We start from the raw sequence: 22,604 nt of genomic DNA, 5'->3' as shown, positions 1-22,604 counted from the left end.
ACGCAAAGATACTGATTTTAAAGGTATTTTTATAGTGGAAGTAGGAGTAAGAAATTGTTAAAAAAGATAACTAGTAAACCTTATTAATAAGGCAAAACCCTCCTGCCTTTTACTTCTTCAAGTAGTTCGGCCATAGCGAGATAAAAAGCACTACTACCACAAATAACACCTACAACACCTGCTATTTTATGTAAGTCGCCGTTTTTAGTCCAGATAGCTGTGGCTAATAGGAAAAATAATATGGTTAAAGACAAGAATACAAACTGCTGTACTTTACTGTTATTAAAAGTGCCTACCCATAAAAAAGCAGAGAACAGCCCCCATAAAGCTAAGTACCATCCTAAAAAATCGGGTGGGGTGGCCTGAGCGTTTTCAATAGCTGTTGCGGGTAGCATCCATATCCCTACAAGTGATAGCCAGAAGAATCCGTATGAAGTAAAGGCTGTAGCAGCAAAAGTGTTTCCTTTTTTGAAAGATAGCAAACCGGCTATTACCTGAGCAATCCCTCCGTAACATATCCCCATAGACAGTACTACCGAGCTTAACGGATAGAACCCCATATTATGTATATTAAGCAGTATGGTTGTCATTGCAAAGCCCATAAGACCTAGCGGTGCCGGATTTCCTAATTTCCCTTCCATAAATATATTTTTAATTTTATTACACTATCAAAAATATGATTTTAATAAATTAATAGTTAAAATATTTAATATATTATTCTGTCAAAGTTTTGTAGTGGATTTACATGTGGTTAATTCAGCCAGGTTTATATCTTTGAAGTATGATTTTTGAGATAAAAACTATTTCTGCTAAAAAACTGATTGGTCTTAACCTAAATATGTCGTTTATTGATAATAAAACGGCTGAATTATGGCGGAGTTTTATACCAAGGCGAAAAGAGATTACTAATACTATTAGCAATGATATGTATTCGTTACAGATGTATGATGAAAACTTCTTTTCACAATTTAATCCTGCTACCGAATTTAAAAAATGGGCACTTGTTGAAATAACTGATTTTAATACTGTTCCCGAAGGTATGGAAACATTTGATTTGGAAGGCGGTATGTATGCTGTGTTTTATTATAAAGGGAATCCTGCTAATGCAGCACAGGTATTTGGCTATATAATGAAAGAATGGTTGCCGCAATCAGGCTATGTTTTAGATAATCGTCCGCATTTTGAAGTGTTAGGGGAGAAGTATAAAAATGGCAGTGACGAATCGGAAGAAGAAATATGGATACCAATAAGGTAATTGGTAATTAGTTAAGGTGCTGTTTAAAGTTTGAGTCCATTATATTGGCAAAGCCTCTTTTAATGGTACCATCGGGGTTAAGCACAATCGTTCGGTTTATTTTAGTAAAAGCCCATTTATCTTTTAGTGTTTTGAAGTTTGAGGCTCGTAACTGGCAGGCATTTTCAAGACTATATTCCTTCATTGTTTTTTTCCATTCTTTGTCTTCATCAACATTTATAGCTATAAAATCTATTTCTCCATATTGCTGTTTGAGTAAATCTATTTTCCTATCAATATCTTTAAGTCTTGATTTAGAGCAGCTTGTCCAGAAAAATATAACAGTTTTTTCATTAATACCATTGTTTATATCTACAGGGTTATCGTAGCTATCCACAAGTTCTATTTCCGGTAGTTTTTTTCCCTCTTTAAGATCTGTTGCAGCTTGTCCTATACGTACAATTTCGTTTCCTTCATCGTTATCTGTAGAGAGTTCGGTAAAACGCTCCAGAAAAGCTTCATGATTTACAATATTTTTATCTTCAAGGAGGTAATTAAACGCTAGTGTATTTAGTACCTGGTTTTTTACATCTTCATTTATAAATATTGAGTCGGCAAGGTTTAGTTTGGTAATGCTTTCTTCAAGAGCATCATCTTCCGAAACACTATATGGCTGGTGTTTGCTTAGTGCCATATTATTAAGCATAGTAGTAAAATATCTTACAAATGGCGTATAGTTAGTAAGTTTAGGGTTATTGAACTCTATTTCATTCCTATATTCATAATAATTATTAGGAATTAGGTTATTGATTTTTTTTCCGGTTTTTAAGGCATGTGCATAAGGATAGTATTCTTTTTTGGAGAAGTAACTAAAGTCTAATCGGGCTTTTACATAAAAGTCAAAACCATTACTCCAGTCCAGTCTTGATTTTTCTTCGTTATAATAGGTTACTCTTTTTTGGTAGGTAGAATCTATACATTTTGAGAATTTATCAAAATCATAATCAAAAACAGAGAAACAACTGTTACGGTCTTTTTCATTAGCCAGATATAATTCCATCATGAAATTATTTTTTTCATTACCCTTTCCGCTAAAAACTATAGATTCATCAAAATGCCTTGTATCTATATTAACCATTAAGCTGTCGTTTTTATCAAAGTATACATATTGATAGTAAGGCTCATGTTTAAAACTATACATTCCGGGAGTGAGGGAGTCAAATTTTATAAAGAATCGGTTATTCTTGTCTAATTTTATAGTGTCGATTACTTTATTGTTACGACAAAAATAAATATGGTCTGATTTCGGACTGGTTATTTCACCTCCAAAATAAGCTTCATAATTGTTGCGGTTTCCACATGAGGATATGGTAACAATTATTGTAAATAACAGTAGTAATTTTTTAAAGTTGTTTGTCATTGTGTTTTTCCCGTACATTAACAAAAATATTTGTTCTTATGTATGCATGCTGTTAAAACACCGTTAAAATATTTTAATGTTTATTATAACATAGGTCAATAGGATACTGCTTCTATTTTTCTTACTTTTGCCAAAAATTTTTTAAAATGCTTTCAGTTTCAAATTTATCAGTTCAGTTTGGTAAAAGAATTTTATTTGACGAAGTAAACACCTCTTTTACTCAGGGTAACTGTTATGGTATTATTGGTGCTAACGGTGCCGGTAAGTCTACATTCTTAAAAATACTTGCAGGAGATATAGATCCAACTTCAGGACATGTGTTCCTTGAACCGGGCAAACGTATGTCGGTACTTAATCAGAACCACAATATGTTTGACGAGCATACTGTACTTGAAACCGTAATGATGGGTAACAAGACATTATTTGCTGTTAAAAAGGAGATGGATGAAATTTACCTTAAGCCTGACTTTTCTGATAAAGATGGTGAAAGAGTAGGTGAGCTTCAGGTTGTTTTTGAAGAGATGAACGGTTGGAATGCTGACTCTGATGCTGCAGCCTTATTATCAAGCTTAGGTATTGGTGATGAGTTTCACTATACCCTTATGGGAGATATGGACAGCAAGCTGAAAGTACGTGTGTTATTAGCACAGGCCTTATTTGGTAGTCCTGATGTACTTATTATGGATGAGCCTACCAACGACCTTGACTTTGAAACGATTTCATGGTTAGAGAATTTCCTGGCTAACTACGAGAATACTGTAATTGTTGTATCTCACGACCGTCACTTCCTGGATGCTGTATGTACACATATTTCAGATATTGACTTTAGTAAGATTAACCACTACTCAGGTAACTATACCTTCTGGTATGAGTCAAGTCAGCTGGCTGCTAAACAAAGAGCACAGCAAAACAAAAAAGCTGAAGAGAAGAAAAAAGAACTTCAGGAGTTCATCATGCGTTTTAGTGCTAACGTGGCTAAATCTAAACAGGCTACCAGCCGTAAAAAAATGCTTGAGAAACTTAAAGTTGATGATATTAAACCTTCAAGCAGACGTTATCCTGCAATTATTTTTGAACAGGAGCGTGAAGCAGGAGATCAAATATTAAATATAACCGATTTAAGTGCTTCGATAGACGGAGAGCTTCTGTTTAAAGACCTTAACCTTAACATGGCTAAAGGTGATAAAATAGTAGTCGTGTCAAGAGATTCTCGTGCTACATCTGCATTCTACGAAATTATAAATGGTAAAATGAAACCGGATAGCGGTAAGTTTGAATGGGGTGTTACCACTATACAGTCATACCTTCCGGCAGAAAACCATGAGTTTTTTGATACCGACCTTAATCTTGTAGACTGGTTACGCCAATGGGCAACTACCGAAGAAGAGCGTGACGAGGTTTATATCCGTGGTTTCTTAGGGAAAATGTTATTTAGTGGTGAGGAGGCTTTAAAATCTTCAAAAGTATTATCGGGAGGTGAAAAAGTACGTTGTATGCTTTCAAGAATGATGATGTTAAGAGCCAACGTTTTAATGCTTGATGAACCTACAAACCACCTTGATCTTGAATCGATCACAGCGTTTAACAACTCGCTTAAAAACTTTAAAGGATCTGTACTGTTCACTACTCATGACCACGAGTTTGCACAAACTGTAGGTAACAGAGTACTTGAAATTACGCCAAACGGAGTTATTGACCGTTACATGACATTTGATGATTATCTCGACGATGATAAAATCAAAGAATTAAGAAAGAAAATGTATGCTTCAAGCTAACAGATAAATAAACTAAAAAAGTCCGAATCTTCGGGCTTTTTTTTGTGTTGTAATTAAATATTATTCTGATTTATTTGTAGTAGGTGGGGTAGTTGTGGTAGGCTTATCCTCCTTAACTATAATTACTGTAGCTTTAAATCCGGTTGCCAAATTCCACTGATTAGATGTAAGAAGTTTACGGTTATCATCATATATTCTTATATCTGCCGTATTTGGACCTGTTGTACCCTGATTTAATGCTTCAAAGTCAATTTTATTAAAGCCTGGTGAAAGTCGTATTTGTATAGCCGATGGATTATTAGCAAGTACAAAATTACTAATCACTATTTTTCCGTTAAGCCAAATCCTTATCCTGTCACCATCCTGTAAACCAAAGTCGGCAGCAAAAGAGTTTACATACTCTGCATCAGTTCGTACCTCACCTAAAAACATATCGCCACGATAGGCTTCGTTCGACTCGCCTCCCATTTTAATTTTCACTCTGTCTTCATACTGATCAGTATTATCAGCAAACTGGCTTTCTGTAGACATAGGGGACGTGTCTGTTCTGTCAACCCCAATCTGGAAACGTGGATCAAGTTCTTTTTTTGGAGGTTCAAAACTAAACATACTCGGAATCTCATCATCAGTTTCCGGTTCTGGTGATGTTTGCGGATTTTCCTCACGTGGTATGGCAATACCTCCGCGTGGCTTATCGCCACCCTGAGCCATTAGCTTTGGAGTAAAGCAAAGTATAAGCAAAAGGGTACAAAGGTATTTCATGTCAATTTTATTCTTTTAACCTAAGCTGCAATTAGCGTGCCTAAAATATTACTGTACAAATTAAGTAAAAATAAATCAGCTTTTACAAAAACGGGTATTCCGTTTATATTATTGCTTCATTTATTTCCCATAGTTTTACAGCCTGTTCAAACGTAATGGAACCTGGTGTAGTAATGTATTCTTTTACAAATCTGAATCCGGCTTTTTCGAGTGTTTTGTTTGGAGATGGGTTAAAGGCGTTAGGCTGGCAGTATAGCTTTTTTAGTTTAAGGTTATTAAAATATGCTGCCGTACTCATTTTAATAAAATCAATACCGTAGCCTTTGTTTCTGTATTCTTTGTGTCATATATGCAAATGCATATAACCATGATCTTCGTAAACAAACGGATTTAGGTTGCTGTGACCTATAGGTTTATCATCTATATACCAAACTACTCCATACACTTTTTTCTCATTATAGGGTAAGGTAATCTGGGTTTGAAGCATTGTAATAAAATCTTCTCTGGCTGGAAGTTTCTCAACATCAACTCCCATGTTTAAAAGATATTCTTTATCAGAATTAAACCAATAGTCTGCAATAAAGTTTACGTCTTCATGTTCTATTTCTTTTACAGATAACTTACTTACTGTCATATGTATACATCATTTTCACTATGAGGTAAATTTAAGGAGTAGATTTAGGTAAAGCTTCGTGAGAAATTATTAATTATTTATGCCTTCCTGAACGGTTTTTCTCGGCATCCCAGTTATTAATACTGTCTTTTTCATCCCTAAAATCCTCTCGGGTTATTTTACCTGATTTATCGTAATGCGCATTAGTGTCTACACTATCAGTATACTGTGTAACACCGTCATTATCGTTTTCTTTTTTATCGTCTGCTTCCATAGTATTTTTTTAAGTATAATATTAAGGAAATAACAGATGTGAAAATGTTAACAGGGAACTAAATTAATAGATAAGCTCCTCTACATTTTTCTGCATCATTTCGGCAAGTCTTGCTGTTGGCAGATCGTTAGGGTCATAACCAAACGGATCTTCAATTTCTTCGGCAATAAGTTCTAAACTCGCTAATACATAAAAAATGACTATAACAACAGGTATTACCAAATAGCCAAGTGAAAACACATAACCAAATGGTAATGACATTACATATATAAATATAAATTTCTTTATAAAAGCACTGTAAGAGTAGGGAATAGGAGTGTTTTTAATCCTTTCACAAATACCGCATATATCGGTTAATGACTGCATTTCGGCATTAAGCACAATAAGCTGGTCTCCGGTAATTTTTCCCTGTTCGTATAGCTCATTGATTTTAGCAATTATAGTTTTTGCTATTTGATTTGGCTTATGTTTATAATGATCGTCAGATAGGGTAGCATTGTCAAAAAGTTCATGTTTAACGTCTACATTTTTAAGGTGTAGATTTAAAACGGCAGAATAGGCCGGAATAAGTTTCCTGAAGATTTCTTTATCCTCATCACTTTTTACCATTACAGCTATTTTCATAGCCAGGTTTCTACTATTGTTTACTAACGCTCCCCAGGCTTTTCGGCCTTCCCACCAACGATCGTAAGCAGTATTAGTCCTAAATACCAGTAATAATGATATAACAAACCCTAAGAGGGTATGCATCACGGTGATATTTTTAACATGACTGCTTTCAGATACTTTCCAGTATTCCAGTTCAAGATAAGCTACGCCTAATGAATATACCCCAATAGCAAGCATTAAAGGGAGTAACTTCCTGAATGTATCGGCTTTATGAAAACGGAATATGAATGAAAACCACTCTTTTGGGTTGTATGCTATCATCTGTTAGGTTGTATAATGTTTGCTACACAAATGTATTTAAAGTTTATGTTTTGCCAAACATTATTGTACAGCTTCCTTATAAACTTTAAGTGCTCTTTCGCGCGCTTCTTTATGATCTACAATTGCCCTGTAGCTTATTTCCTGATATTCAGGAACCCATTTTTTGATGTATTTCAAATCAGGATCAAACTTTTTGGCCTGTTCTACAGGGTTAAATATCCTGAAGTATGGAGCAGCATCTACACCGCTTCCGGCAGCCCACTGCCAGTTGCCTACATTGCTGGATTGTTCGTAATCCAATAATTTTTCGGCAAAATAAGCTTCTCCCCAACGCCAGTCAATTAACAGGTGTTTGCATAAAAAACTAGCTACCACCATACGCACCCTGTTGTGCATATAGCCAGTGTTGTTTAGCTCACGCATGCCGGCATCTACCATAGCATATCCGGTTTTACCTTCACACCATGCTTTGAATTCCGTTTCATTATTACGCCATTTGATATTGTCATATTTAGGGCGGAAGCTCTTACTAACCGTTTCGGGGAAGTGCCATAATATTTGCATGAAAAATTCTCGCCATATCAGTTCGTTTAAAAAGGTTTGATTTTTACTTTCTAATGCCTTTTTAACTAACTGACGAACACTCACCGAACCAAAACGTAAATGCGGACTCAAAAACGAAGTTCCTTCTATAGAGGGAATGTTTCGGGTATCCTCATAATTATCAATTAGGGTAGGAGTTGTATTGTAGGGTTTAACTTTTATGTGACTTTTAGAGAAACCAATATCCTTTAACTCTAAAAACGGATAGGAATGTGAAGCTAAATTATCAAGTTTATTTTCCGGATGATGTTGCCTGATATGACTTTCGGTAAACTTATCCTTCCACTTTTTCATGAATGGTGTATATACTACATAAGGAGTTCCGTCGTCTTTAACTACATCATTTTTCTCAAATATTACCTGATCTTTAAAATGCTTAAATACAATATTATTATCCTTAAACAATTGAAGTATTGCTTTATCTCTTTTTAAAGCGTAAGGTTCATAGTCATGGTTAGTATAAACAGCTGTTATTTTATTTTCGGAAACCAGTTTTTTGAATACTTTTTCGGGAGTATCATGAAATACCGCAAGTGAACTGTTATGTGATTTGAAAGCTTTATTCAGGTCACTAAGAAGTTCATGTATAAAGGTTACTCTTGCATCGTTTTTTGGTAACTCATCCAGAATATTTTTATCAAAAATAAATATAGGAAGCACTTTTTCATCACTGTTCAATGCTTCGTAGAGTCCGGTATTGTCATCTATTCGTAAATCCCTTCTAAACCAGAATATGTTCATGTATAATTAGTCGTTAAATTCGCCAAAAAGTTCAATTAGTTTATTTTTCCTGTACTCGAAAATCTCTTCGAGTTTAGGTTTCACCATAAACGGATGCACCATTTTACCTAATATACCCATAGGAAGTTTGTAGTGTATAATGTCTTCCATTTCAACACCTCCGGGTATTTCTTTTAAAAAGTGTTTGTGATGCCAAAATTTATAAGGGCCAAAACGTTGTTCATCAACAAAAAAACGTTTATCCTCAACATGGGTTATCTCGGTTACCCATTCCATTTTTAATCCCAGTAACGGACTAACATGGTAGTGTATAATCTGTCCGGCAAACATTTCCTTATCATCACCCGATAATGTTACGAAACCCATTGAGGGTGGGGTAATTACGGCAAGGTTTTTGGGAGTAGAAATAAAGTTCCAGGCTTCATTTAAACTTACAGGTATTTTTTGTGTCTTATGTAGTGTATACAAAATGAGACTATATTTTAGGTGTTAAACTGTGTGAAGTTAGGAAACACAAGGGAATTTTAAGCTTTGTTGAACCTTATTTTTAGTATTTTTTAACAATCGTAAAACGCATAATCATTAATTTCGCAGTATCAATATACAAAACAAAAACAGGTTAAAATGAAAAAATTACTTATTGCAGGTGCTATAATGCTGGGCTGCTTAACAACAAACGCTCAGGTGCAGACTCCAATGGCTAGTCCGTCAGCAAAAATTGAACAGACTGTGGGTCTTACAAATGTTAAAATTGATTATTCTCGTCCAAGTGCCAGAGGAAGATCAGTTTACGGAGAATTAGTTCCTTTTGGGAAATTATGGAGAACCGGTGCAAATACCAACACTGTTATTACTTTTAGTGATGATGTAGTTATTGATGGTAAAACACTTCCAAAAGGTGAGTATGCATTATATACTTTACCAAAAGCAGACAGCTGGGATATAATTTTTTATGGTGATACACACAACTGGGGATTACCTGAAAAATGGGATGAGAAAAAAGAGGTTTTAAGAACTACTGTTAAACCGGAATTTCTTCCTAAAAATATAGAAACGTTTACTATTAACATTGCTGATCTTGATAATGACTTTGCTAACCTTGAACTGTCATGGGAGAGAACTAAGGTTACTTTAAAGTTCGTTGCTCCTACTAAAGAAAAAGCTATTGAAAGTATTGAAACGGCTATGGCAGGGCCAAGCGCTAGCGATTATTTCTCTGCAGCTCAATATTACTACCAGTCTAACGCAGATATGAACAAAGCTTTAGAGTGGATTAATAATTCTATAGCTAAAACACCAAGCGGACAGGATGCTCCTTTTTACATATTGAGACAAAAATCTCTTATACAGGCTAAAATGGGAGATAAGAAAGGTGCTATTGAAACAGCAAAACAATCGTTAGCAGGAGCTGAAAAAGCTAATAACTACGATTATGTGAAAATGAATAAGGACTCTATCCTTGAATGGAGCAGAAAGTAATTTTTCAAAATTATATAAAAAAGGCGGGTTTTGAACCCGCCTTTTTTTATGCTTCCTGTACTTGTTTATTTTTATCCAAAAACGGTTGTAATATCAATGATAAGAATATAGTCAACATAGCACCTATAAAGTTAAGCCACAGGTAACCTATATGATCTGTTCGTACATAATCGTACCATATATAAATAACTGCTGTTTGTGTTATTAAAGCTCCCCAAAATATTGCCTGCGCTTTTATGTATTTAATATAGAAAGCAACAAGGAAAATACCCAGTACGGTTCCGTAGAAAATAGAACCGATTATGTTTACCAGCTGGATAAGGTTTTCAAACAAGGTACCCACACAGGCAAACAGTATGGCTATGACTCCCCATAAAAGGGTAAACATTTTAGTAGCATTTACATAATGCTTCTCTGATTTTTGGCCTACATTACGCTTGTAAATATCTATTGCTGTAGTAGAGGCAAGGGCGTTTAGACCTGAAGCCGACGATGACATTGCTGCCGAGAATATTACAGCAAGCAGTAAACCTACAAGGCCTCTTGGCAAAAAGTTCAATATAAAGTATAGAAAAACATAATCCTTATCGTTGGTCTCAGCTTTCTCGTTTACCTTTTTTATTAATCCTTTTGCTTTATCCCTTAGGCTTTTTTCCCTTGCATTAAGGGTAACCATCTTATTGTGAAGCTCCTTATTGTCGTAGTCCTGATTAAGCTGATCTACATAAATCATGCTTATTTCTTTTTTCTCCAGAGCAAGGTCTTCAAGCTGTTTTTCCAGTCCGGCATACTCATCACTGTATTGTGACTCCTTTAAAACCTTAACGTTATTAGGGTTAAAGTGTAGTGGTGCCGAGTGGAACTGGAAGAAAATGAAAACCATTACACCTATAAGCAGTATAAAAAACTGCATAGGTACTTTTAAAAGTCCGTTCATTATAAGTCCCATCTGGCTTTCCCTGATAGACTTACCGGATAAGTAACGTTGTACCTGCGACTGATCGGTCCCGAAATAAGCCAGCATCAAAAAGAAACCTCCGGCAATACCACTCCAAATAGTATATTTTTCGGCAGGATCAAATGAAAAGTCAACAATGTTCATTTTATCGTTAGCGCCTGCAATATGTAATGCATTGGCAAAACTAAGCTCATCTGGCAGGTAACTTAATATGATAAAGAAAGTAATTATCATGCCCGACATGATTACAAACATCTGTTGTTTTTGGGTAACATTTACAGCCTTTGTGCCACCGGAAAAGGTATAGATAATAACCAATACACCTATTACAAGGTTCATGAGGTTAAGATTCCATCCTAAAAGTGATGATAGTATAATGGCCGGCGCATAAATGGTTAGCCCTGTACCTAGTCCTCTTTGAATTAAAAATATTATTGAGGCAAGCGAACGGGTTTTAAGGTCAAATCGTTGTTCTAAAAACTCGTAGGCAGTAAACACCTTTAGTTTATGATATAACGGAATAAAGGTGATACAAATAACCACCATTGCCAAAGGCATACCAAAATAAAACTGCACGAAGCCCATACCATCATGGTAGGCCTGCCCGGGTGTAGATAAAAAGGTAATGGCACTGGCCTGTGTAGCCATAACCGATAGCCCTACTGTCCACCACGGTGTTTCGTTATTTCCAAGTATAAATTCCTCTACGTTTTTACTGCCACGGGTTTTCATAACACCATAAACAACAATAAAAAGTAGTGTAACCGAAAGTATAATCCAGTCTATTGCCTGCATCTATGTAAATATTTGCATTATAAAATAAAACACTAGTATGTAGATAACGTTAAGTAGTATTACTAACGAATAACTTTTTTTCCAAGCATTGGGATTATCTTTCATACAATTCTTTTTTAGCTTTAAATAGGACTGGTAAACATCATATTTGTTACACCAGCCATTAATTTTATTTGCCCAGTGCAATTATGTTTGCCATGAGCCTGTAAGCCCCGGATACCCCTTCAGGTAACTCTCTGAAAAAGCTCAATCCGGTATAAATATAATAACCTTTTCCGTGCTTTGCTATAAGCAGTGCTCCTTTTTTAGGCGATTCACCTTTATCATGAGACGATAGGATAGGAGTAAATTCAGCTCCCCATTCGTCAGGATAATACAATCCCTGTTCCTGTACCCAGCCTTTAAAATCGTTTTCAGTTATCTTATTAGGTTTGTTTAAAACAGGACTTTCAGGAGCTAAAAAGGTAACTTCGGCGTCTTCTTCAGTAACCCTGTCCCTTGATATACGAAGGTGATAAGGAGCAAAATCTCTGATTGATAAATGACCTGTAGTATTGTATTGTACAATCATGTTACCACCTTCTTTTACATAATCAAAAAGAATTTGCTGTTTGTATACCAAATCATCAAGTACATTATAGGCACGAATACCTACAACAACAGCATCAAAATCTTTAAGTATATCAGAACTAATTAACGACGGACTTAGTAAACTTACTTCATATCCCATTTGCCTCAGGCTTTCAGGAACGTTATCTCCCGCACCCATTATATAGGCAATTTTTCTGCCTTTAATTTCAATATCTGCTTTTGTAAACTTAGCTGTAGATGGTAGTAAAACCTGTTGCTTTGCAATATGTGGATAATCTATAATTACCTGTTCTTTATCATATTGATTATTATTAACTAAAGCAATACTTTCAGCTAAAGCTTCTTCGGGATGTGACGGAGGAGTAACCTCAAATGATACTATTTGTTCGCTTCCTTTAGTTTCCATATTAAACGGAATTACAGCAGGGCTTACCTTCCATGTGTTAGGTAATTTTAATTGAAGTTCACCACTACAGTTATCTCTACCGGCACTTATCCTAACCTGTACAGTCTGCTTTTTGTTGTCTTTAAATAGCTGAACTTTATTAAGGATTTTTGTTGTTACAGCCGGAACTACATCAAAAGGCTGATACACTTCGCCAAAAGCAGGGTCATTGTATTTATATACCAGTTCTCTTTTAAAAGGAATTATTATACCGTCAATTTCAACTTCAAAGCTTACGTATAGTTCCCTTATAATATCAGGTATACCTATTTTCTGCAAATCATTCACAGTATACATACCCTTATTTCCTTTTTCTTTAAGCCAATAAGGTGAAGTATATTCTATATCCTGAGGAATGATAACCGTAAAGCTATCACCTTTATCTACATTGTTTTGTAACGGAATATTATGAATAAAGGTCTCATCATCAGGATAAACCGTAACAGACTTTAAAGTCATTGGTACTGCACTACGGTTAATAGCTTCCCAGTTTATGGTTATTTCACTACCCGGTGTTGCCGACTGGCTATTGGCTAATGCTTCAACAAACAGTCCGCTGCAAGCGGCAATAATATCTTTTATTTCTTTTGTTTTTATCTCCTTCCAGTATTCATCATCAAGAGCCTGTATATCTTTATAAACAGCAATTAATGCTGGTAATGATGCTGAAGGTTTTTTATAATCGTAGTTATCCAGTATGTTTTGTACTGCTTTACTGATTTTCTTTCCGTTTTTAACCCTGTTCCATGAAGTGTCTATTCCTTCAAAAAGGTTTTGTTTATCCTTTAGGTTGTCACCTTTTATTAGTTCGAGGTATTCCATATCATCCCCGCGTGCTCCAGTAGTACCAAACCCCTGTGAACGGTGCCTGCTACGGCTAAGTGCTGCTATTTCTTGATTGGATTTACCTAGCATAGGGTAGTACACTCCTGTAGAAAGGTTTATGTATTTTGACTTATCGGCTTTATCAAACTGTTCTTTTCCGCCAAAAAACCACCATGACACATTAAAAAATACACGTTGAGTTTGCCATGTATTTACAAATTTAAGTTGGCTGGGAGCATAGTTAGGATCATTCGCTAAACCAAAAGCCTCCTGAGTTAACATTGCAGATGAAGTGTGATGCCCGTGTGTAGTACCAGGTGTACGGTGATCAAAACGGTTAATAATAATATCCGGTCTGAATTTCCTTATAATCCATACCATATCCTGTAATACTTCTTCCTTATCCCATATTTGTAAGGTTTCATCTGGTACTTTTGAGAAGCCGAAATCATTGGCACGACTAAAAAACTGTTCGCCGCCATCAATCTTTCGGGCTTCAATCAGTTCCTGTGTACGGATAACACCTAATAACTCCCTTAATTCAAGTCCTATAAGGTTTTGTCCGCCATCACCACGAGTTAAAGCAAGATAGCCGGTACGAGCCATTTTTTCGTTTGAAAGAAACGAAATAAGCCTTGTGTTCTCGTCATCAGGGTGAGCAGCTATATATAATGCTGTACCTAAAAAGTTAAGTTTTTCAATTTTATGATAAATCTCTACCGATGATGGTTTTTGTGGCTGCTGTGCAAACACAGAAACATAACAGAAGAGAAGGATGTAACTAAAATATTTATGCATGGTTAAAGTAGGCATTTAGCCTTATAATTATTTTGTAAAAGAAACTAAATGCTGATATACCTTATCTACAGGCAGACCAACAACGTTTACATATGAACCTTCAATTTTTGCAATAGCGACAAGGCCTATCCATTCCTGTATACCATAAGCTCCGGCTTTATCATAAGGCCTATAGTTTTCAAGGTAATAGTTTATTTCCTCGTCTGTCAGTGTATTGAAGGTAACTTTTGTAGTTTCATTAAATGTTACTGATTTTGAACTGTTTTTAATACATACCGATGTAATTACATCATGTGTATTACCCGATAATGATTTTAGCATTTCAAAAGCATCTTCCTTATCAGTTGGTTTTCCTAAAGCCTTATCCTTATGCCAGACAATGGTGTCACTGGTTATAAGTATATCATTATCAGACAGTGTATCTGTAAGTGCTGCAGCTTTAAGTTCTGCCAGGAAATCGGTGATTTCTTCTGCCTTTAAATGGTCTGGGTATATTTCCTCAACATCTTTAAGGCGTATTTCAAAGTCAATATCAAGTTCTTTTAAAAACTTTTGCCTTCGGGGTGATCCTGAAGCAAGTATAATATTGTAATGTTTCAGTTTATCGTTAAGCATTGTTTTGAATATTAAAAGTTATAACTACTATAGATAGTGCAGTAAAAGCAAGAACTACCTTTAATGTAAGGCTTAGTCTGTCAAAATCCCTGGTAGCTTTGGCTGTCCATAGTTTTATCATAAAGTAAATAAGTGGACCCAATACAAATATAAGTACATAAAGTAAAGCATATAAAAGCATTCCGCTTTCATTAACAAAATATGCATCAATATAGTAAAGTATCATAGCAACAGGTATAAGGGTAAGTGCTACCGTTATTTTAGCTATTCTGCTTTTTCCTAAGGCAATGGGTAGCGTATTGATTCCGTTATTATAATCTTTATCAGTATCTCTAAGATTTTTTATTATCTCTCTTATAAAACTGATTATGAAAGCAAAAGCAGCATAATCCAGAAATATACTGAATATAGTAGCCATATATGGCTTATTTTCCGGCGTTATTGAAGGATATAAATTAAATACACCAATTAACACTACGCTAACTGCTACAATACACGAAACTATAATATTATTAATTACAATAGTATATTTTAAGCTTGTAGCGTACAAATACATAGTTCCTGATAATAATATAAATATAAGTGTATAACTTGGAGTGCCTATATAATTAGATATATAAAAACCAATTCCTACACCTATAATATTAAGCCCCATATACAGGTTATAGGCCATACCCTCGGTTATACCATACTTTTTTTCTACATCATTATCAATTATGTTATTGATAAGAAAGCCACCGGCTCCTATGCATACAGCCGATATGGTTAACAGTAAAAACTGAAGGTTATTTAATGCAAGCGGAAGACCAGCCTGCAGTTCTAAAAATCCATATCTGAATGTACAAAAGGCAAATGCAATAAGTAAAAGGTTTCCGTATCGTATAAGTCGGGCTGTTTTCATCAAGCTTATTTATTCCTGTTTGGTGTTGGTTTTTAATTTATTAATCGTATTTGGCGTTGAAATGTTCCATCCATTTACCCTGTACTTTCATTACTTGCTCTATAACATCTCTTACGCATCCTGTACCTCCATTTTTATGAGATATGTATTTACTAATCTCCTTAATTTCGGGAGCAGCATCCTGCGGACATGTGGGTAAGCCTACCAGCTTCATTACATGATAATCAGGGATATCGTCTCCCATGTAAAGTATATTTTCGGGCTTAATGTTGTAAATATCGGTAAACTCATCAAAAGTTTCTACTTTATTTGGTACACCCAGATGAATATCTGTAATTCCTAAATTTCTTAACCTTACCCTTACACCTTCATTACTTCCCCCCGAAATGATACAAACCGTGTATCCGTTTTCTACAGCAGCCTTCATGGCATAACCGTCACGAATATTCATATTTCTTAGCATTTCTCCTGTAGGGGTTACATGTATTGTACCATCGGTTAGTACGCCATCCACATCAAAAACAAATGTGGTAATATCGTTCATTATCTCTTTATAACTTTTTGACATTCTGTATAGATTGTGTAATTAACTTATATATTTCTTTTTGTGTATCGTTATTTATAAAATCGATATGTTTATCAATAGTCTGCTTATCATTTCTTACAGCCGGACCTGTTTGAGCTACTATTGGGTCCATTTGCTGTGCTTTATCTGCCGTTTCAAAAATAAGAGGCTTCAGTATATCAAACGGAATGTTGTGTTCATCACATACGTTTTTACCCTGTACATACATATGATTTACAAAGTTGCTCACAAATACGGCAGCAACATGCAATGCTTTTCGTTGTTCTGAACTTATATCGTATACGCTTTGAGAAATACTGTTGGCAAGTTGTTCCAAAATGCTGTAATCTTTCACAAATTCACTCTCTAAACATAACGGAACAGTTTTGAAATTTACAGCCTTATTTTTAGAAAATGTTTGTAACGGATAAAAAACTCCGCGTCTGTTCTTACTATTTAACTGCTCTAAAGATACACTTCCGGAGGTATGTACTACAAGTTTGTTAGTAAACGGTAGGGAGGAGGATACCTGTGCAATAGCATCATCTGTTACCGAAATGATATATATATCGGCATCAATTATATCCTCAAAAGAGGTGGTAGTTTTCTCTTTATCAATAATATGATACAAACTTTCCGGATTACGGGCATAAACCTGAACCAACTGTACAGCTTCACTGTCTTTAAAGACAGATATGAGATGCTGCGCCACATTACCGCTACCTATAACGACTACTTTTAACATGGAGGCTAAATTATTAAAAAAAAGCTGGCTTAAAAAAAATGCCAGCTTTATATATTATTGTGTTTACTCTTCTTTAATCCATGTGTTATCTGTAGAATCGATATCCGGTAAAAAACGTCCAGGATCTATATCTACAATTTTTACTTTTTTAGGTGATTTAAGCAGGTATTTCCATTCGTTACCTCTTTGCCATACCTCTACCGGAAGTGTTTTTATTTCGCTTGAATCATCTTCATAGAAAATTTTAAACACTACAGGCATTGGTATATCACCTTTGTTTACAAATGTAATAATGGTAGAATTGTCATCATACTGTGAAACTTTAGTTATCCCTAAATCCACATTACCGTTACCTACAAACCATCCTTTCCAAAACCAGTTTAGGTTTTCTCCCGCTACATTTTCAATGCAGTTATAAAAATCAGATGGTTGTGGATGTTTAAATGCCCAATTTCTTATATAAGTTTCGAAGGCATTGTCAAAGCGCTCGTGTCCTAAAATATATTCACGAAGCATTATAAGTCCGGTTGCAGGCTTATAGTAAGCCGTATAACCAAGGTTCATTGCTTTTGCAACATCAGGGTAGGTAGAGATACTTTCTCTTCCTTTCCATCTAAACCACATTACCCTGTTACGGCTTTTCGCTACATCTGAAGTATATTCACCATTATTAAAATTAACAGTGCTGTAATAGTTTATAAAAGTATTGAAACCTTCGTCCATCCATGCGTAACGACGCTCGTTAGAACCTACAATCATGGGAAACCAGTTATGCCCGAATTCGTGATCGGTTACATCCCACAAATCAGCTCCCCAACTTTTTGCATGACAAAAAGAAACACCAGGATACTCCATACCTCCTGCATTAGAGGCTACATTAACAGCATTTGGATAAGGATAATCATACCACATAGCAGAATAATGCTCTATTGACGCTTTGGTATATTCTGTAGAACGGCTCCATCTGTCATTACCATCGCTTTCTTTTGTGTAAACCGACTGTGCCATTGCTTTTTTACCGCTTGGTAAATTAATACGTGCTGCATCCCAAATAAAGTTTTTAGCAGCCGCAAAAGCTACATCACGCGTGTTTTCCATTTTAAAATGCCAGGTTAGCTTCCCGTTTTGTACAGGTCGTGTAATACTGGTATTTCCAACTTCCTCTGGTGATATGATATAAACTGTTTTATCACTCTTAGAAGCCTGTTCAAGTCTGTTTATTTCGTTCTTTGTAAGTACATCTTTAGCATTAACGAGTTCTCCAGATCCTACTACGATAAAATTATAAGGAACAGTTACTTTATAATCAAAGTTACCGTATTCAACATAAAATTCACCAGCTCCAAGATAAGGTTCGGTATTCCAACCTACAACATCATCATAAACAGCAGCCCTTGGATACCATTGTGCCATAGAGTATGTAGTACCGTCTTCGGTTTTATATTGCCCCATCCTGTCCATTCCTTCTTCAGGAATTTTGAATTCAAAATTCATGGAAACAGTTGCTTTACCACCGTTTGCTTTGATTGGGTTGTCAAAAAATACCTGCATACGGGTATCGCTAATCAGGTATTTCCCTGATTCTTTACCCTTAGACTTTGCTATAAGATTGGTAATTGTAAGTCCGCCATTAGTATCGCCCGAATATCTGTTTCCGGCAATAGGGGTGGTAAGTGTACCTCTTGAATCTTCGGTAAAACGGTTTTGTTCTACATACATCCATACATACTCCAGTTCCTGCGGACTATTATTATGGTATGTCATTGTCATTTTACCTTTAAGTATATTGTTTACATCATCGAGTTCGGCCTCAATAACATAGTCGGCACTGTTTTGCCAGTATTCAGGTCCGGGAATACCCGATGCAGAGCGGTATACATTACCACGCCTGTACATAAAATCGTCAAACTTATTTTGGTTGTTATCGTCAACTTCCTGAGCAAAAGCAGTAATACCCAAAAAGCCGGCTAAAAGAGTACAATAAATTCTTTTCATTAAAATACGGTTGTTTAGTTTTCTTTTAGTTTGTGTTTAATTTTGATTTTTATTTCACAAAAGCCATGCCTTTAAAACAAAAAATTGTAAAAAGTCATAAAGTTAATGCAATACATTGTAATTCAATATTGCGACAGTATAATTTTAAAGAATTTTGTTTTTTGAATGTCTTTAAGACGAAAATAATTAAAGAGATTTCATAAAAACAGTCTCAGGCAGAAATTTCCTTAATTTTTAATCGTTAAAATAAAGTTTAAAAATGAAGTTTTGAGTACTTTTGCATCAATTTAAAAACCATTTTTCCGCTTCACAACATGGATAAAGTTATTTCCTTTCTTTCTTCTACGCGTTTAATGGCCGTCCTTTTTATAGTCTTTGCTTTAGCAATGGGGATAGGCACGTTTATAGAAGATGCTTATAATACCGAAACAGCCCGATTATACATTTACAATGCAAAATGGTTTGAAGCCATTATGCTCATTTTTGTAATTAACTTTATTGGTAACATAAAGCGTTATCAATTACATAAAAAAGAGAAATGGGCTACTCTTTTACTTCACCTTTCATTTATCTTCATTATTTTGGGTGCCGGCATAACCAGATATATTAGCTATGAAGGTATGATGCCAATTAGAGAAGGTGCTACCGAAAGTCATTTTTATTCTGATAAGACCTATTTAACTGTAATGGTTGATGGTGAATATCAGGGTGAAATGAGAAGAAGAACTTTTGAGAAACATTTGTTAATGACTCCCGAAGGTGATAAACCTTGGTTTATAGGTATGCTGGGTAGTAATCACTTTACCATGAACGAAGAGTTTAATGGTATTCCTTTTACTATTGAGTATAAAGATTATATACTTGGTGCTAAAGATACTATAGTAGAAGATAAAGATGGTGTTAACTATATAAAGATGGTTGAAGCCGGAGACGGCGGTCGCCATGAGCACTACCTTAAAGAGGGTGAAGTACAAAGTATTCACAATATACTTTATGCTTTTAACAAGCCTACACAGGGTGCTGTAAACATAACTTCTGTAAATGATGTATATATGCTGCAGTCATCTTTTGGAGGTGATTTTATGCGTATGGCCGATAGGATGGAGGGTACAGTATATGCCGACTCTATACAACCATTAATGTTTAGGTCATTATATAATGTTGGCGGTTCCCGATTTGTATTCCCTGAAGCACCTATTAAAGGTAAGATGGTTTATAAATCAAACGAAGATTATAAGACTAAAGAAGATGGTGCTCTTACTATTGTAGTTAAAAATGAGGGGGTAGAAAAAGAAGTTACTCTTGTAGGAGGTGCTAAAAAAATGGGGGTACCTCAATCAATTAAAATAGGTAGTCTTGAATATACTTTTATATATGGAAGTAAAACATATGAGCTTCCATTTAGTGTAAAACTTAATGATTTTATTGCCGACAAATATCCGGGAACAGAATCTAGTTATTCTGCTTTCGAAAGTAAGGTTACGGTTATAGATGAAGAAGAAAACAATACTTTTGACGCCCGTATCTTTATGAATAATATTCTGGATTACCGTGGTTACCGTTTTTTCCAGGCAGGATTTGATCCTGATGAACTGGGCACAAATCTTTCGGTTAATCATGATTTTTGGGGAACATGGATAAGTTATATAGGATACTTTCTTTTATACATAGGATTAATGGTTATACTTGGTGATAAAAATACCCGTTTTGGTGACTTAAGGCTAAAGCTGAAAAAAATTAAAGCTAAAAAAGCTAAACTAATAACAGTACTGGTGTTATTTATTGGTTTAAGCGGGTATTCACAACACATTCATGATAAACCAACTGAAAAGCAGTTAGACTCTATAATTGAGAAATATAAGGTAAGTAAAGAACATGCGGCTAAATTTAGTCGTATTATTATTCAGGATGCAGGTGGTAGAATGAAGCCTGTAAATACTTTTGCTTCAGAACTTTTAAGAAAGGTAAGTAAAAGTGATACGTATAAGGATATGAACGCCGATCAGGTTTTTATATCAATTACACATTTACCTGAAGTATGGTATAATGTGCCTATTATCGCTCTTAGAAGAGGAAACGACAGTTTACGTATAGTTGCGGGTGTTGATAAGAAAGCTGAATATGCTTCTCTTGCCGATTTCTTTGACAATCAAGGTAACTACAAATTATCCCACACACTTGAAAGAGCTTACAGAGAACCTGTACCAAATCAGTTTGATACTGATTATATGGAGATTGATAAAAAAATTAATCTTCTGTATTCTGCACTTAGTGGAAGTATTTTAAAGGTTTTCCCAGTACCTAATGATCCTAATAATAAATGGGTTTCTTATTTAGAAGCTTCAGAAATTCAAAATGAAGATTTACAAAAAATAAAGAATATCCTTCCTTATTATGCACAATCACTTGAGGCAGCAGCAGAAAAAAATGACTATACTATGCCAAACAGCCTGATTGAAGGTTTAATAAACTATCAGCATAAATTTGGTGGAGAAGTTATGCCGGCAGATAAAAGAGTTGAAGCTGAGATTTTTTACAACAAGTATGATATTTTCAAAAAACTGTATCGCTATTATATGCTTGCCGGTTTATTGATGATGTTACTGGCTGTTGTTAAAATATTTAACCCATATAAATGGACTGTTAAGTCTCTTAAAGTGCTTAATGTTTTAATAGCGGTTTTATTTTTACTACATACGGCAGGACTTATTGCACGTTGGTACATATCAGGTCACGCACCTTGGAGCAATGCATATGAGTCGGTGATTTTTGTAGGGTGGTCAACTATGTTCTTTGGTTTAGCCTTTGGTTTTGGTTTCCGCCCGCTTTTAGTAAACTGGACTTTTAAAGGAATGTTCAAAATATCTGAAGAAAACAAATCAGAACTTACAGTGGCCGGATCGGCATTTGTGGCTGCAATGATACTTTGGGTAGCACACCAAAGCTGGACAGACCCGCAAATAGGCAACCTTGTACCTGTACTTAATTCGTATTGGTTAATGATTCACGTGGCAGTTATTGTGGGTAGTTATGGCCCGTTTACTCTAGGTATGATTTTAGGACTTATTTCATTATTGCTTATAATTTTTACAAACTCTAAGAATAAGCAAAAAATGGATTTAAATATAAAAGAGATTACCTATGTAAACGAGATGGTTTTAACCCTGGGGTTAGTTATGCTTACTATAGGTAACTTCCTCGGCGGTCAATGGGCTAACGAAAGCTGGGGACGCTACTGGGGCTGGGATCCTAAAGAAACATGGGCACTGGTAAGTATTATGGTTTATGCCTTTGTAATACACATGCGTTTTGTACCTAAACTTAGAGGAACATGGATATTTAACTTCTTTAGTATCTTAGCCTATGCTTCTGTATTAATGACTTATTTTGGTGTTAACTTCTATCTTACAGGGTTACATTCTTATGCAAGCGGAGAGGTGAGAACACCGGCATATTTCTTCTGGATGGCTCTTGGAGCATTAATAATAGGAGCAATATCGTTTGTACAGTACAAAAAACATTATTCTAAGAAATAATTAA

The 22,604-nt window shown here is 35.3% G+C and carries 20 protein-coding genes; 4 read left to right on the top strand and 16 right to left on the bottom strand.

Annotated elements, in window-relative coordinates; all coding sequences use genetic code 11:
- Positions 1-83: 83 nt before the first annotated feature.
- A complete protein-coding gene (locus GN157_RS02175) occupies positions 84-641 on the bottom strand; it encodes an acetate uptake transporter (RefSeq protein ID WP_157481493.1) in 558 nt (185 codons plus the stop codon).
- A 140-nt stretch (positions 642-781) separates the two neighbouring features.
- On the opposite strand from GN157_RS02175, the gene GN157_RS02170 reads away from it, so the two are divergent.
- Positions 782-1,255: a GyrI-like domain-containing protein gene (locus GN157_RS02170; protein WP_157481492.1), complete on the top strand. Its 474-nt coding sequence runs from the start codon at positions 782-784 to the stop codon at positions 1,253-1,255.
- A 7-nt stretch (positions 1,256-1,262) separates the two neighbouring features.
- On the opposite strand, the gene GN157_RS02165 is transcribed toward GN157_RS02170, so the two are convergent.
- On the bottom strand, positions 1,263-2,672 hold the full coding sequence (locus GN157_RS02165) for a TlpA family protein disulfide reductase (protein ID WP_231749033.1): 1,410 nt from the start codon (positions 2,670-2,672) through the stop codon (positions 1,263-1,265).
- Between the two features lie 128 nt (positions 2,673-2,800).
- Here GN157_RS02165 and GN157_RS02160 point away from each other — a divergent pair, with 128 nt between their 5' ends.
- A complete protein-coding gene (locus GN157_RS02160; protein WP_157481491.1) occupies positions 2,801-4,429 on the top strand; it encodes an ABC-F family ATP-binding cassette domain-containing protein in 1,629 nt (542 codons plus the stop codon).
- 60 nt (positions 4,430-4,489) lie between these two features.
- On the opposite strand, the gene GN157_RS02155 is transcribed toward GN157_RS02160, so the two are convergent.
- From GN157_RS02155 to GN157_RS02125, 7 genes are all read right to left on the bottom strand, one after another.
- Positions 4,490-5,191 (bottom strand): hypothetical protein, encoded by a 702-nt coding sequence (locus GN157_RS02155; protein WP_157481490.1) that lies wholly within the window; start codon positions 5,189-5,191, stop codon positions 4,490-4,492.
- 103 nt (positions 5,192-5,294) lie between these two features.
- A complete protein-coding gene (locus tag GN157_RS02150; protein WP_157481489.1) occupies positions 5,295-5,489 on the bottom strand; it encodes a hypothetical protein in 195 nt (64 codons plus the stop codon).
- A 45-nt stretch (positions 5,490-5,534) separates the two neighbouring features.
- Positions 5,535-5,825 carry a hypothetical protein gene (locus tag GN157_RS02145; RefSeq protein ID WP_157481488.1) on the bottom strand — a complete coding sequence of 97 codons (291 nt, stop codon included), beginning with the start codon at positions 5,823-5,825 and terminating at the stop codon, positions 5,535-5,537.
- A gap of 73 nt (positions 5,826-5,898) precedes the next feature.
- On the bottom strand, positions 5,899-6,078 hold the full coding sequence (locus tag GN157_RS02140) for a hypothetical protein (RefSeq protein WP_157481487.1): 180 nt from the start codon (positions 6,076-6,078) through the stop codon (positions 5,899-5,901).
- Positions 6,079-6,141: 63 nt separating this feature from the next.
- On the bottom strand, positions 6,142-7,008 hold the full coding sequence (locus GN157_RS02135; RefSeq protein WP_157481486.1) for a bestrophin family protein: 867 nt from the start codon (positions 7,006-7,008) through the stop codon (positions 6,142-6,144).
- Positions 7,009-7,068: 60 nt separating this feature from the next.
- Positions 7,069-8,352, bottom strand: coding sequence for a cryptochrome/photolyase family protein (locus tag GN157_RS02130; RefSeq protein WP_157481485.1), 1,284 nt, complete (start codon positions 8,350-8,352; stop codon positions 7,069-7,071).
- A gap of 6 nt (positions 8,353-8,358) precedes the next feature.
- On the bottom strand, positions 8,359-8,823 hold the full coding sequence (locus tag GN157_RS02125; protein ID WP_317163500.1) for an SRPBCC family protein: 465 nt from the start codon (positions 8,821-8,823) through the stop codon (positions 8,359-8,361).
- 153 nt (positions 8,824-8,976) lie between these two features.
- Here GN157_RS02125 and GN157_RS02120 point away from each other — a divergent pair, with 153 nt between their 5' ends.
- Entirely contained in the window at positions 8,977-9,831 is an 855-nt protein-coding gene (locus GN157_RS02120; RefSeq protein WP_157481483.1) for a DUF2911 domain-containing protein, read from the top strand.
- A gap of 46 nt (positions 9,832-9,877) precedes the next feature.
- On the opposite strand, the gene GN157_RS02115 is transcribed toward GN157_RS02120, so the two are convergent.
- The 7 genes from GN157_RS02115 to GN157_RS02085 form a co-directional block, all read right to left on the bottom strand.
- Positions 9,878-11,584, bottom strand: a complete 1,707-nt coding sequence (locus GN157_RS02115) for a sodium:solute symporter (RefSeq protein WP_157481482.1) — start codon at positions 11,582-11,584, stop codon at positions 9,878-9,880.
- Between the two features lie 169 nt (positions 11,585-11,753).
- On the bottom strand, positions 11,754-14,243 hold the full coding sequence (locus tag GN157_RS02110; RefSeq protein ID WP_157481481.1) for a PIG-L family deacetylase: 2,490 nt from the start codon (positions 14,241-14,243) through the stop codon (positions 11,754-11,756).
- A gap of 27 nt (positions 14,244-14,270) precedes the next feature.
- Positions 14,271-14,858: a Maf-like protein gene (locus tag GN157_RS02105; protein WP_157481480.1), complete on the bottom strand. Its 588-nt coding sequence runs from the start codon at positions 14,856-14,858 to the stop codon at positions 14,271-14,273.
- A complete protein-coding gene (locus tag GN157_RS02100) occupies positions 14,851-15,759 on the bottom strand; it encodes a geranylgeranylglycerol-phosphate geranylgeranyltransferase (RefSeq protein ID WP_157481479.1) in 909 nt (302 codons plus the stop codon). Before GN157_RS02100 ends, GN157_RS02105 begins: the two co-directional genes overlap by 8 nt.
- Before the next feature lie 40 nt (positions 15,760-15,799).
- Positions 15,800-16,327, bottom strand: a complete 528-nt coding sequence (locus GN157_RS02095) for a KdsC family phosphatase (RefSeq protein ID WP_157481478.1) — start codon at positions 16,325-16,327, stop codon at positions 15,800-15,802.
- Positions 16,311-17,069 (bottom strand): Rossmann-like and DUF2520 domain-containing protein, encoded by a 759-nt coding sequence (locus GN157_RS02090; RefSeq protein WP_157481477.1) that lies wholly within the window; start codon positions 17,067-17,069, stop codon positions 16,311-16,313. Before GN157_RS02090 ends, GN157_RS02095 begins: the two co-directional genes overlap by 17 nt.
- A 63-nt stretch (positions 17,070-17,132) precedes the next feature.
- Positions 17,133-19,064 (bottom strand): M1 family metallopeptidase, encoded by a 1,932-nt coding sequence (locus GN157_RS02085; protein WP_157481476.1) that lies wholly within the window; start codon positions 19,062-19,064, stop codon positions 17,133-17,135.
- Positions 19,065-19,378: 314 nt separating this feature from the next.
- On the opposite strand from GN157_RS02085, the gene ccsA reads away from it, so the two are divergent.
- A complete protein-coding gene (ccsA, locus tag GN157_RS02080; RefSeq protein ID WP_157481475.1) occupies positions 19,379-22,600 on the top strand; it encodes a cytochrome c biogenesis protein CcsA in 3,222 nt (1,073 codons plus the stop codon).
- The last annotated feature ends 4 nt before the right edge of the window (positions 22,601-22,604 follow it).

Origin of the sequence: Flavobacterium rakeshii (assembly GCF_009741375.1) — a bacterium.
Classification (GTDB): Bacteria; Bacteroidota; Bacteroidia; order Flavobacteriales; family Flavobacteriaceae; genus Flavobacterium; species Flavobacterium rakeshii.
The sequence above is the reverse complement of the archived record's forward strand: the minus strand, read 5'-3'. Positions and strand labels throughout refer to the sequence as shown.

Bases quoted from the DNA above. Each gene is read 5' to 3' on its own strand.
- GN157_RS02155 (WP_157481490.1), bottom strand. From the start codon at position 5,191: ATGAAATACCTTTGTACCCTTTTGCTTATACTTTGCTTTACTCCAAAG.
- GN157_RS02160 (WP_157481491.1), top strand. From the start codon at position 2,801: ATGCTTTCAGTTTCAAATTTATCAGTTCAGTTTGGTAAAAGAATTTTA.
- GN157_RS02170 (WP_157481492.1), top strand. From the start codon at position 782: ATGATTTTTGAGATAAAAACTATTTCTGCTAAAAAACTGATTGGTCTT.
- GN157_RS02145 (WP_157481488.1), bottom strand. From the start codon at position 5,825: ATGACAGTAAGTAAGTTATCTGTAAAAGAAATAGAACATGAAGACGTA.
- GN157_RS02115 (WP_157481482.1), bottom strand. From the start codon at position 11,584: ATGCAGGCAATAGACTGGATTATACTTTCGGTTACACTACTTTTTATT.
- GN157_RS02085 (WP_157481476.1), bottom strand. From the start codon at position 19,064: ATGAAAAGAATTTATTGTACTCTTTTAGCCGGCTTTTTGGGTATTACT.
- GN157_RS02105 (WP_157481480.1), bottom strand. From the start codon at position 14,858: ATGCTTAACGATAAACTGAAACATTACAATATTATACTTGCTTCAGGA.
- ccsA (WP_157481475.1), top strand. From the start codon at position 19,379: ATGGATAAAGTTATTTCCTTTCTTTCTTCTACGCGTTTAATGGCCGTC.
- GN157_RS02095 (WP_157481478.1), bottom strand. From the start codon at position 16,327: ATGTCAAAAAGTTATAAAGAGATAATGAACGATATTACCACATTTGTT.
- GN157_RS02150 (WP_157481489.1), bottom strand. From the start codon at position 5,489: ATGAGTACGGCAGCATATTTTAATAACCTTAAACTAAAAAAGCTATAC.
- GN157_RS02110 (WP_157481481.1), bottom strand. From the start codon at position 14,243: ATGCATAAATATTTTAGTTACATCCTTCTCTTCTGTTATGTTTCTGTG.
- GN157_RS02165 (WP_231749033.1), bottom strand. From the start codon at position 2,672: ATGTACGGGAAAAACACAATGACAAACAACTTTAAAAAATTACTACTG.
- GN157_RS02090 (WP_157481477.1), bottom strand. From the start codon at position 17,069: ATGTTAAAAGTAGTCGTTATAGGTAGCGGTAATGTGGCGCAGCATCTC.
- GN157_RS02130 (WP_157481485.1), bottom strand. From the start codon at position 8,352: ATGAACATATTCTGGTTTAGAAGGGATTTACGAATAGATGACAATACC.
- GN157_RS02175 (WP_157481493.1), bottom strand. From the start codon at position 641: ATGGAAGGGAAATTAGGAAATCCGGCACCGCTAGGTCTTATGGGCTTT.
- GN157_RS02100 (WP_157481479.1), bottom strand. From the start codon at position 15,759: ATGAAAACAGCCCGACTTATACGATACGGAAACCTTTTACTTATTGCA.
- GN157_RS02120 (WP_157481483.1), top strand. From the start codon at position 8,977: ATGAAAAAATTACTTATTGCAGGTGCTATAATGCTGGGCTGCTTAACA.
- GN157_RS02135 (WP_157481486.1), bottom strand. From the start codon at position 7,008: ATGATAGCATACAACCCAAAAGAGTGGTTTTCATTCATATTCCGTTTT.
- GN157_RS02140 (WP_157481487.1), bottom strand. From the start codon at position 6,078: ATGGAAGCAGACGATAAAAAAGAAAACGATAATGACGGTGTTACACAG.